Source organism: Mucilaginibacter boryungensis, from assembly GCF_015221995.1.
GTDB classification, from domain to species: Bacteria; Bacteroidota; Bacteroidia; order Sphingobacteriales; family Sphingobacteriaceae; genus Mucilaginibacter; species Mucilaginibacter boryungensis.
Window position 1 is genome coordinate 776658 of sequence record NZ_JADFFM010000002.1, and the last position, 11762, is coordinate 788419.

At 43.2% G+C, this 11762-nt stretch carries 10 protein-coding genes; 4 read left to right on the top strand and 6 right to left on the bottom strand.

Annotation, left to right across the window (positions count from 1 at the left end; genetic code table 11):
- Window positions 1-78: 78 nt before the first annotated feature.
- Entirely contained in the window at window positions 79-1755 is a 1677-nt protein-coding gene (locus tag IRJ18_RS16360; RefSeq protein WP_194107379.1) for a sensor histidine kinase, read from the bottom strand.
- A gap of 259 nt (window positions 1756-2014) precedes the next feature.
- On the opposite strand from IRJ18_RS16360, the gene IRJ18_RS16365 reads away from it, so the two are divergent.
- Both IRJ18_RS16365 and IRJ18_RS16370 read left to right on the top strand, forming a co-directional pair.
- Window positions 2015-4129: a DUF1800 domain-containing protein gene (locus IRJ18_RS16365; protein WP_194107380.1), complete on the top strand. Its 2115-nt coding sequence runs from the start codon at window positions 2015-2017 to the stop codon at window positions 4127-4129.
- Window positions 4130-4571: 442 nt separating this feature from the next.
- Entirely contained in the window at window positions 4572-5924 is a 1353-nt protein-coding gene (locus IRJ18_RS16370; protein ID WP_194107381.1) for a PKD domain-containing protein, read from the top strand.
- A gap of 341 nt (window positions 5925-6265) precedes the next feature.
- Here the strand turns inward: IRJ18_RS16370 and IRJ18_RS16375 are convergent, their stop codons facing one another.
- Window positions 6266-6565 carry a hypothetical protein gene (locus IRJ18_RS16375; protein ID WP_194107382.1) on the bottom strand — a complete coding sequence of 100 codons (300 nt, stop codon included), beginning with the start codon at window positions 6563-6565 and terminating at the stop codon, window positions 6266-6268.
- Between the two features lie 283 nt (window positions 6566-6848).
- Between IRJ18_RS16375 and IRJ18_RS16380 the strand changes: the two genes are divergently transcribed.
- The gene (locus IRJ18_RS16380; protein ID WP_194107383.1) at window positions 6849-7070 is read left to right on the top strand and encodes a helix-turn-helix domain-containing protein; all 222 of its coding nucleotides are present in this window, start codon (window positions 6849-6851) and stop codon (window positions 7068-7070) included.
- Window positions 7070-9079, top strand: coding sequence for a DUF2075 domain-containing protein (locus IRJ18_RS16385; protein ID WP_194107384.1), 2010 nt, complete (start codon window positions 7070-7072; stop codon window positions 9077-9079). The genes IRJ18_RS16380 and IRJ18_RS16385 overlap by 1 nt, the downstream gene beginning before the upstream one ends.
- Here the strand turns inward: IRJ18_RS16385 and IRJ18_RS21300 are convergent.
- The 4 genes from IRJ18_RS21300 to IRJ18_RS16405 all read right to left on the bottom strand — a co-directional run bounded on the left by IRJ18_RS21300 (window position 9051) and on the right by IRJ18_RS16405 (window position 11720).
- Entirely contained in the window at window positions 9051-9143 is a 93-nt protein-coding gene (locus IRJ18_RS21300; protein ID WP_228072906.1) for a hypothetical protein, read from the bottom strand. The genes IRJ18_RS16385 and IRJ18_RS21300 overlap by 29 nt on opposite strands.
- A gap of 9 nt (window positions 9144-9152) precedes the next feature.
- Window positions 9153-10025: a KPN_02809 family neutral zinc metallopeptidase gene (ypfJ, locus tag IRJ18_RS16395; RefSeq protein WP_194107385.1), complete on the bottom strand. Its 873-nt coding sequence runs from the start codon at window positions 10023-10025 to the stop codon at window positions 9153-9155.
- A 132-nt stretch (window positions 10026-10157) separates the two neighbouring features.
- Window positions 10158-10730 carry a DUF1572 family protein gene (locus tag IRJ18_RS16400; RefSeq protein ID WP_194107386.1) on the bottom strand — a complete coding sequence of 191 codons (573 nt, stop codon included), beginning with the start codon at window positions 10728-10730 and terminating at the stop codon, window positions 10158-10160.
- A gap of 459 nt (window positions 10731-11189) precedes the next feature.
- Window positions 11190-11720, bottom strand: a complete 531-nt coding sequence (locus IRJ18_RS16405; RefSeq protein ID WP_194107387.1) for a transposase — start codon at window positions 11718-11720, stop codon at window positions 11190-11192.
- Window positions 11721-11762: the final 42 nt, after the last annotated feature.

Genomic DNA, 11762 nt, shown 5'->3' on the forward strand with positions numbered 1-11762 from the left:
GAAATTAACACATAAATATAGGTTAACCCCACCTGCAATTAACCAGCACAAACACCTCAGGAGGCAATAGCTCTACTATTATTGAGGATGGCTATGGTAAGGTATTGTAAAATGGATAACACATCCCTTACTGGTTTCGCTTTCTACACTAATCGTCCCGCCTTGCAGGTTAACCAGTTGCCGGCAAAGATACAGCCCCAAACCCGTACCTGGTTTTAGGTGACCGCCGCCGGTTTGGTAATAACGGGTAAATAAGCCCGCCTGCTGCTCTTTCGGAATTCCTATCCCTGTATCTTTAACGCTTACCTCTAATAGGGTACTGTGGGCATTGGCCTGGTTTAATATTGCCATTACAATAACGCTACCCTTATCGGTATATTTAATGGCATTGCTTAGCAGGTTAACCATAACCTGTTTCAGTTTAAAAATATCACCTGCCACCTGGGCATCTTCATCTCCATCGAATTTCAGGCTTAACAGTATCCCTTTTTTCTCTGCCATAAAGTGCATGCTTTCTACCGCTTCCTTCAGCACCTTAAAAGGGGTAAAGATAACCCGTAACAACACCCCTCCCTGCTGATGCTCCAGTGCGCTTACATCCAGGATATTATTTACCGTTTCCATCAGCATAGCCGATGAAAGATTGATAGCCGCCACTTTTTTCTCCTGATCTGGCGATAGGGTGGTTTTATTAAGCATATAAATAGCGCCGGTAATAGCCGTCAGCGGGTTTCTTATCTCGTGGCTCATGGTAGCTAATATTTCCGATTTCTGGCCCGCCAGTGCTACTGCCCTTTCGTTTTCCATCAAATAATTTTGTTCAGCCTCCCCGGCCTTACGGATATAAATGATAAGCAATACAATAAAAATAAGGATAAGCGTAATAGCCACCCCAATAAAATGATCCATGTCTGCCGTTGTCGACTGGTATTGCTGCAGCACCTCATTCCTGCTTGCTTCCCACGCAAATTGATCAATATCCTTCAATTGTTGTAAAAGCAGGTGAAGCTGTGTCAGCAAGTTTAGGTTAGCAGCGATCAGTTGCCCGTTAGACAGTAATAAATAGGCATTTTGCCGGTTAAGTTGCTGCAGTAATTGCGATGGCGTCAGGGAATGGCGTACAGAATCGCGATGCTGTTTTTCACGGATGGTTAATACTTTAACCTGGTTTTTATTAACTATCGCATCTTTTAAACGCTTTAATAAGCTATTCTTGGTTGCTTCCTGCCTTATACTAACGGTTGTATCTGCCTTGTCTGTTCGCACCCTCACTTTAACGGTTGGCGCGCGCAGACTGGCCGGTGTGGTGGCTTTTAACAGCGAATCGAAGTGCTGCTTCAGATTGAAGACACGTTGGGAAATGATTAACTTTTGAGCAACCAAACGTGCGATTTGTTGCCGCCTGCCGGGAAAATTACGCGCACTATCGGCCCGGTATTTTATCAGTAGCTGGTTAATACGGGCAAAAATATTGTTAAGCTTAGACTTATACGCCTTTAACTTGTCAGCATGCCCGTTCAAATTAGCTTGTTGAAAATCATTTTCTGCACTGTTCAGGTCTAACAAAATAGCACTGATATCTTGTTGTGGTGAAGGCTCTTTCAACCGGGCGCTCAATGCATCCAGTTTTTGCCCGATAGAATATTTTAATACAACTGAGCCAGCTGTCATCATAAAGGTAAACAGCAGGAACAGGATAAACACATTCCTTAAATATTTTGCCGCTTTTCCGGGCTTCATTACTCTTTCGCGCATCTCGCTCTATTATTTCATTATTATTGGGTTATCCCAATGCTTGCCATTTAGATAACGGAAAGATGGATAAATATAGGAGAAAAACAATGGGAAAGGCAAGGGCATAATTTGCCGGGCCTTCAACAAAAACAAATGAAATAACGGAGCTTATTAATCGCACTTGCCCGAACTTCCTTGTTGATGGATTGTTATTTAACTACTGATTAAACCTTTTACTGATCAAAATAGTCTAATCGAAAACGTTTTTATCACTACCCTTATGAAAAATGCCCCAAAATTTGGCTGCGTGGTACTTATGGCCTGCTGCCTGTTCTTTCTAATGTCGTTTTTAACGCGCCCGGTGCCGGTAAAAATGTACAAATTCCCTTACAAACACGCCGGACTAACCGAACGGCAAGCTGCCGAACATTTACTGGACAGGTTTACTTACGGCAGTACCCCGGGACAGGTAGATTCGGTGCTGGCTATTGGACTTGAAAAATGGTTCGATCAGCAACTATCGGCCAGCCTGCCCGATGATTCCCTCAACAAACGCCTAAGCGCCTATGATGCTATTAATTTAAGTAATACCGACGTTTGCAAAATATATCCACCTGGCTTTGTTGTCCGTACGCTGGCTATAAAAGATAGCGCCATTAGTAAAGATTCTGTAGATAAAGCCGTTGATAAAAAAGCTTTTAATGCGCAAATACAGGCGTATATGAATAAAAAAGGGTTCAAACCCGACCAGGAGCTGTATAAGCAGTTTATAGATCAGCATATTTTAAGGGCGGCCTATACACATAACCAATTGCAGGAAGTATTAACTAATTTTTGGTTCAACCACTTCAATGTGTCTTTTTACAAAGGCGAATGCGCGCAATTTATTCCGGCTTACGAACGCGAGGTGATCAGGCCTAATGCATTGGGCAAGTTTGATCAGATGCTCCTGGCGTCGGCAAAATCGCCGGCAATGCTGTATTATCTTGATAATTTTATCAGTGTAGGCCCTCCGCCGCCAACACTGCCTAAGGCCGCGCACAAACCGGCTGCCGCTAATAATCCTGATATGATGATGGGGGGAAATACCGTTGCCAAAACAACTACGCCAGACATGATGATGAACGGCGGCAATATCCAGCAGACCAAACCCAATACCGGCGGCGATATGATGATGATGGGTGGCAGCCCTACCCCATCGGCAGCGAAGCCTGTTAAAACACTTACCCAGCCGGGCAAAAACGTAAATGGGCTGAATGAAAACTATGCCCGCGAAGTAATGGAACTGCATACTTTAGGAGTAGACGGCGGATATACCCAGCAGGATGTAACCCAGGCTGCCCGGGTGTTAACCGGCTGGACAGTTTACCCGATAAGCGAAAATGCTTATGGCGCCGCCATGAAGGGTTTAGTAGCCAGAATTGGTGAAAAAAACCTTGCAGCGAAGGGATATGTGCACGAGGGCGATTTCCTTTTCACTCCAAACCGGCACGACCAGGGCGAGAAAGTAGTATTGGGCCATACCTTTGCCGCCAGCACCAACCCTGCCGACGGCTACCAGCAAGGTATTGACTTACTGGAAATGCTGGCGCATCATCCGTCTACTGCTAAATTTATTTCGCGTAAGCTGGCCGTGCGTTTCGTGAGCGATAACCCACCGCAAAGCCTGATCAACAAAATGGCTAAATCTTTTACAGATCACGACGGCGATATACGCCAGGTATTGATCACCATGGTAACCTCGCGCGAGTTTTGGGATAAAAAAGCTTTGCTGGTTAAAACTAAGTCTCCGTTCGAGTTAACCATTAGTGCGGTCAGGGCATTAAATGCCGATATTAAAGATCCTTATCCGTTATTTAACTGGATGACCAAAATGGGCGAAAAGGCTTATTATTACCAGGCACCGACAGGCTTCCCCGACAGGGGCACTTATTGGATAAATACAGGTTCGTTATTAAGCCGGATGGATTTTAGCCTTGCGCTTACATCCGGGCAAATTGCGGGTGTTAAGGTTAACCTGAATACTTTTAACAATCAGCCATCTGAAAATCCGCAGGATGCTATAAAGTTATATAGCCGGTTGCTGTTACCCGAAGTTAACGCAGATGCAACCACCACCCAGCTTTTGCCATTATTAAACAACCCCGCCCTGATTGCCAAAGTAAATAGTGCCGGTAACCAGGCAGCCCGGCAACCGGCGCCGCCTGCCGAAAAACCAACAGCAGGTGCGCCAGGCGATATGGCCCTGATGAGCGCCATTGTTGAAAATAAGGCACAAACGCCGCCGCCAACCCCGCCAAAGCCTGTGTATGCTATGGCTAATAATAAGGGTAACAATATGCATGCTTTAATAGCCGGTATTATCATTGGTTCGCCAGAATTTCAGCGGCGATAATTAGCAGATCATATATTTAAAAAAGCGGCTGATCACAATGATGATCAGCCGCTTTTTTTGCCTTAGGGTATAGGATGAGACTATGTTTGTGTAAGCCGTTTTCAGGGCTGCCATTTTTATCTTTTAAAAAATATATCAGTCATACTGAAGCGTTTACAAATTAACCCGAACCAAATAATTCTTTAGTGCGTATAACCCATTCATCTATACAAAATGCCTATTCATCGATGCTTACTTTACATAAACACCGTTACTACGCAATTTTACAGCACTATATCATCCGTTACGCTAACATAGTTTGTTATGCGATGGTGTATGAATTGTTTTTTCATAAGTGTTCTGTTGACAGGCGCCTGCGGTTACAGGCGCCTGTTCTTTATTGTTGCGAAAGTTATTATCGTGATGGGATAAAAATTACTTAATTTCGCAATTATTTTACTTTATGCAGTGCAATAAATTATTTATTGCCTTATCACTTTTAACCTCATTCCTCTTTTTTAACCAAGTATACGCCAACGTTTGTGATATCACAGCGGGGTTTACCTATGCCAAAACAACATGCGGCAAGGACGTGGCATTTACAGACCAATCGGTAACTATTACCGGGACCATTATAAAACGCGAGTGGAATTTTGGCGATAACAGCCCGTTATCAACCACTAAAAATCCGGCACATACGTATGCCGCACCCGGCGATTTTACGGTAACACTAACCGTTACTAACGATGTTGGCTGCACGGCCAGTAAATCGCAAACTATACATATTAATGCACCGCCTTTTGCATCGTTCGCTATTTCAGCGCCCGATTGTACCAACCGCGACATTACATTCGACCCAACAAATTCGCTCCCCGGCGATGGGACATTTGCTACTTTCAGGTGGGATTTCGGCGACGGCATAACGCAGACAAAAACCAATAACCAGCCATTTACCCATCAATATTCAAATGGCGGCAATCACACCATTACTTTAACTATCACTTCCACAACGGGTTGTGTTAGTAATATGGCAACCAAAACAGTTACCGTTTATCCTACGCCGATGGTAGAAATAATACCTATATATACCATTTGCGAGGGCGCCCAGCCAGTACAATTCAGCGTAGATAAGCATGGCTTTACGGGCACGGGTACTTTTAGCGGTACGGGCATATCATCAGACGGCATATTCAACCCTGCCGCAGCGGGCCCTGGTAAATTCGATATTACGTATACTTTTACCTCGGCTGCGGGATGTCCTTACAGTGCTACTACGGTTATAGAAGTTGACCCTAACCCACGGGTAACAGGTACCGATGTACAGGTGTTAGAGGGCGGACGGACCAAAATAAACATACCCGCACCAACGGGTATAGAACCCCTTAAATATAAATGGACGCTGGCTAATGGCGACCCCGCAACAGGGCTCGATCGCGATAATATACTTAGCCCCACGGTTACCGCTACCAATAATACCAGCTATATGCTTACTGTAACATCCGGTGAAGGCTGCAGCGCGTCGGCTATTGTGAACGTGAATATCCTGAAAAAGCTGGTTGTTCCCAATACATTTACGCCCAATGGCGATGGCATTAACGATTACTGGGTAATACACTTCCTGGATACTTATGCCGGTTGCTCGGTTACTATTTTCAACCGTTACGGGTTTAAAATTTACCAGTCTACCGGGTATTCAAAGCCCTGGGACGGCCGGGGCAGCAACGGCGAGCCGGTGGAAGTCGGTACTTATTATTACATCATCGACCCTAGGAACGGCGACAAAGTGATTAGCGGAAATTTAACGGTGTTGCGGTAAATCAGGTCCCGACAAACCGGGGCGACTCTTAGGTACGGCAACACAAATGGCCGAATTTTTTGAATAATTTTAGCTAATTATAAATAGTATAAATAATTATTACGCTTTTTTAGCCTTTTTTACGCGTTTTTAAAACGGGGCCGGATCATCCAGCCGAAGCCTCAAAACCCACCCATTTTGGCGGTGCATTTCATGCCCTATTTCCCTCCTCCGGTGATTCCTTTTTTAACTATTATGAAAATGATGGTCCGCGATACATGGCGGCCGTCAGCCCCGCTTTTTGTTCCAAGTCCTCGCCTTGCCCGGGCCCGATGCCTGGCGCACGCTGCGGGCTTTCCACGTCAATCGGGTTTAGGGTGAGGGGGTAGTGCGGGGAGAAATGAGTTTGGCTCGCCGCCGGTAAATTCCAAACTTTCAAATTCGTGGAAGGAGTGGTCTAATTCGTTATCAAAGGAGTGGGTATGCAAATCGGGGACGCCCCATTGATGGGCGTAAAACCAAAGTCCGTCAATCAGCCAGGCACGGATGGCCGCTTCGAGCTCTGCCAGACTATAATTCTCCGGGTTTGCAAACACTACCGAGCCGTAGGTTTTGTAATTCCCCGCATCGCGGTACAGGTAGTTGAATTTGATATTGGGCATGGGCTAAATTTAGCCATGCTGGTTGAGGTGGGCAATCGGATATAAGTGAACTTAAACTTCTACTTCAAAAAATACACGTTGACATTGGCGATTTAAACACTCGTTTATTGAAAGCTGAATGAGTGTATGTAAAAATCGGATATTACATCCGTTCGTGAACTACAAAAAGGGCAACTTGTGGGTTGGTCATTTATTAAATAGCAGATAAGCATATTCAAAGATAATTATTTAATGACACTTATAGTCCGTTGACTTATAGTCAACAATAACCCAATTTGCTTACATGAGTATTAAGGTTAAAGTTGGCCAACGAATAAGGGAATTACGTAATGAAATTGGTATCTCTCAAGAGGCTTTGGCTAATAAAGCAGAAATAGATAGAACTTATGTCACTGATGTTGAAAACGGACGGCGCAATATCTCTATCGAAAACTTAGAAAAGCTTGTAACCGCGCTACAAATCCCATTTAAGGATTTTTTTAACTCTCCCAATTTCGATAAATAATGGGAGCATATTATTCAAATTCAATATCCGGTTTTCTTAAAGATGATACCCTAAAAATTAGTGGGTCACTTTCCCACGAAGCAGGCTTAGCTGGATTTCATCAACAGCTACACACGCAAACGCTTTCTTGGAATGATGAAATTATTATTCTTAAGTCAGCATTTCAAAAAATAGTTAAATACAGCCGTTCTGCAAATAATTGGGGAATACTATTGGAATATCCCATAGCGCGTAGAGAAAAAAGAATTGATGTCGTAATTATAGCTAATGATATAATTATAGTACTCGAATTTAAAGTTGGTAAAATAGAATACTTAAATTCGGATAAAGATCAAGTTTTGGATTATTGTTTGGATCTAAGAGATTTTCATTCTGAATCAAGAGATAAAATAATTGTTCCTATTTTGTTAGCAACCGAAGGGAAATCAGTAGAAAATAAATTCATAAAAAACTTAGACTTTGTACAGGAAGTTATAATTGCAAACTCTATTAATATATCAGAGATAATTGTACAAATAGTTAACGCGTGGGGGAATTTGAACCTCACCTTGAAGTACGAAGCATGGAATGAAAGTGACTACTCACCGACACCAACTATCATTGAAGCCGCACAAAATCTTTATGCTGGGAAATCAGTTGTAGAAATTTCAAGATCGCATGCTGGAAAGAAAAACTTAACCAAAACATCCAATGCCGTGGTAGATGCCATAAAGACGGCGAAGGCTACGAATCAAAAAATTATTTGTTTTATTACTGGCGTACCAGGTGCTGGCAAAACATTAGCTGGCTTAAATATTGCACATGACAAAGAGTTTCAGGATGGTGAACAATCTTTAGCTACTTTTCTCTCAGGTAATGGCCCTTTGATTAAAGTTTTAAGAAATGCACTATCAAGAGACGCACATAAAAGGCTTTTAAGAAATGATACTGCAGCGAAGAAAAAAGAAACAGATAGAATTATATCATTTATTGAGAATGTTCATCGGTTTTTAGATCATTATTTCGTTGATAAGGATCGGATACAAAATAACAAAATTGTAATATTTGATGAAGCACAGCGGGCCTGGAATGCTGAACATTCCTTGAGGAAATTTAATCGACCATATTCTGAATCTGAAATGATGTTAGAAATCATGAATCGGCATACTGATTGGGCCGTAATTGTGGCCTTAGTTGGTGGCGGGCAGGAAATTAACACGGGAGAAGCGGGTTTACCTGAATGGGGAAAGGTGATTCAGCAAAAATTTACAAATTGGAAGATATACATATCACCGCAATTAAAAACAGGCAATCATAGTACAGGTAATCTTACTTTATTTGAAAACCAACCCAATAACTTAAATATTACTGAAAATCCGGACCTACATCTTGATGTTTCAATTCGCTCTTATAAAGCGGAAGAATTGTCTCGTTGGGTGAATTTAGTTTTGACAAATCAACCAATTGAGGCCAAAACGGTTTTTAATGAAAATCTAACTAAATATAAAATAGTTATTACGAGAGATTTAGAAAAAGCTAAACAATGGCTAAGAGCTAAGTGTAAGGGTACCCGTAGAATGGGCTTAGTTGCCAGCTCAGGTGCCCGTCGTTTACGACCCCATGGACTTGATGTTAGATTAGAACTGGAAGAGGCAGAGTGGTTTTTAAATACTCGTGATGACGTAAGGTCATCATATTATTTAGAAATCCCGGCGACAGAGTTTGGCATTCAAGGATTAGAATTAGATTGGGTTGGTGCTTGTTGGGATTTAGATTTAAGGCGAAACGGTCAGGATTGGGATTTCAATGCTTTCAAAGGAACAAAATGGCAGAAGGTTAGTAAAGTCGAAACGAGACAGTTTATACTTAATAAGTATCGAGTTTTGCTTACGAGGGCGCGTGAAGGAATGGTAATATTCGTTCCTGTAGGAGATATCAACGACCACACTCGGCCACCTGAATATTATAATAACATTGCAAGCTATCTAATGTCTTGTGGGGTTAGAGAACTACCAGCATTTCAGGCTTAGTATCCTTATTCCTGATCCGAGACATATTGTAGCTGCGGATTTCTTTACTGTGTACGTCGGTCATTACACAAAGTTAATACCCTTCCTCATCCCTCGTCGCAAAGGTATTGCCTTGGCGGATATCCCCCGTGTCGAAGCCTTTTTTAAACCAGTAGGCGCGCTGGGCGCTTGTGCCGTGGGTAAAGCTGTCGGGTTCCACGCGGCCGGTGCTTTGCTGTTGCAGGCGGTCGTCGCCAATGGCATGGGCGGCCGTGAGGGCACTATCAATATCCGCGCGATTGATCACTATACCTTTATCGCGGGCACGCTGCTCGTAATGCGCCCAAACCCCGGCGTAAAAGTCGGCCTGCAGTTCCAGCTTGACAGATAGCTTGTTGTATTCCGTTTCGCTCAGCTGCTGACGGGCCTGGTCCATTTTTTCGCTCACGCCCAGCAGGTTCTGCACGTGGTGACCAACCTCGTGGGCAATTACGTAGGCCTTGGCGGCATCGCCGGGCGCATTGAAACGCTCGCTTAGTTCGTTAAAAAAAGACAGGTCAAGGTATACCTTGCGGTCGGCGGGGCAATAGAACGGCCCTGTGGCCGAACTGGCAAAGCCGCAGCCCTCGGCATCTACCGCGTCCTGGTACAGGTGCAGGGTGGGCCGCTCATAGGTGCGCCCCATACTGGTGAACAGGCTGTCCCAAACATCTTCGGTACCGGCAAAAACCACGCTGGCAAAGCGTTTCTCATTACTCATGGGTCCGCTAACCTTGGTGGTTTGCTGCTGCTGGGATTGATCGGGCAGGCCGCTGTTAAATAGTTGCCCTACATTAACGCCGGTAAACATGTAAATAATGCCCGCTATAAGGCCTACAATGCCGCCGCCATATATAATACCGCGACCACCGCCGCTGCTGCTGCCTTCTTCTACATTATCGCTTTCGCGTCCGCCAAACCATTGCATAATTGTAAGTTTTTTGGAATAACAGGGAGTAAGGGGCGATTGTTTTATTTGTCACTTGCCCGGTGAGGTGCTGAAACAGGCTCAGCATGGCGCAATTATAGCCTACGTTAAGCAAAAGCCATTGCCTGCTTTTTACTTATTATCCTTCATTCCATCAGTAAAAAACTGCGTTTTCTTTTCTGCCGAGAATTTATTGCTATTGTAGGTTTTTGATTGCCCTTTGGGGATAGTAAGGGATTGCCATTGGTCACCTGAAAGCATTTTACCCAGCATTACCATTTGGCCAATGTGATAGGGCAAATGCGCCAGTTGCCGGTTCATGGCTTCTAACACGGTATGGGCTTCATTGCGGATGTATACGGTTTTGGTCAGGTCATCACCTACCAGCGGGTCTATAGCGTCGAAAAGGCAGGCCCAGCCCTTTTCCCACAGGTCAATTACTTGTTGTTTGGTGATGCCGGAATCCTCAAACTCATCATCGCGGTCGCGCGAGGGTTTTTCACCGTCCGAGCTTAAAAAGTCCGTCCAGCGGGAAATGGAATTTCCTGAAATATGTTTGATGATTACCGCCAGGCTGTTACTGGCTTCGTTATATTGCCAGTGGATGCCTTGCTCGTCAACCCGTTCAATCACAGCATCGCCTATGGTTTTATAATAACGGAAAAGCTTTTTGCTGCTTTCAAGATAATTGGTGCTGCTATCCATAGATCAGAATTTAATATAGTTCAAATATATGTATTGCATCAATTGAAGCAGCAATGTAAAGCTTTCATTGCTACCATTATGGTATCAGGCGATTGTTGGCGTTGCTGGTTGTCATTACACGTGTTCGGAAGAAATTCCGCTGCCGTTGTTGGTGTTGTCACCAACAACGAATTCCATTTTGCATTTAAAATGGTTGGGATAAATTGGCATAAATTGTTGTGACAGCGGTGAGAATTATGGCAAACAATGGCAGAATAATGCGGGAGATTATGAGTTGTTGGTGACAACACCAACAACGGCGCAGTGATTGCTACTAACAACGCTGTCGTTAATCACCTTGATAATGTGTCAATAATCCAAAATCATCAACTCCTGTTTTATAAAAATTAGCTGATGAGGTATTTTATATCTTCCTGTAATCGGCCGTGCCGTTGTTGGTGTTGTCACCAACAACTATCATTAATCACCTTGATAATGTGTCAATAATCCAAAATCATCAACTCCTGTTTTGTAAAAATTAGCTGATGAATATTTATAACTCTCCGGGCAATCGGCTAATTGCCACTTTTCTTGTAGTGGATTGCGATGTATATATTCCAGTTTTTGTAATGTTATGGCTGGGCTCCACAATTCAACACTTAAAGGATTTCGTTCCCAAAATTGATATTCCCTATCTTTTGCAGATACTTTAAAATTGTTTAAAGACAGATTGTTTGTATCCAATAACCTGAACTTCATTTGCTGAGCGGTAAATTTCATAAACCGCATTTGCACCCTATCATATTTAAACCCATCCTGAATTTGCCACAATAAATGAATGTGATTTGGCATAATCATATAACCATAAACCACAATACTTCCTTCATTTTTAAGAAACTGTAAGCTTTTAATTATGATGTCCTTGTAGCTATTTTCTTCTAATAGGTTTTGCCAATTTAATATGGTGGCGGTAAAGAAAGTGGGATGATATTCAAAATTGATTTTATCCATTTATGACAATAGCATGGTTAATAGTTGTTGGTGACAACGGTG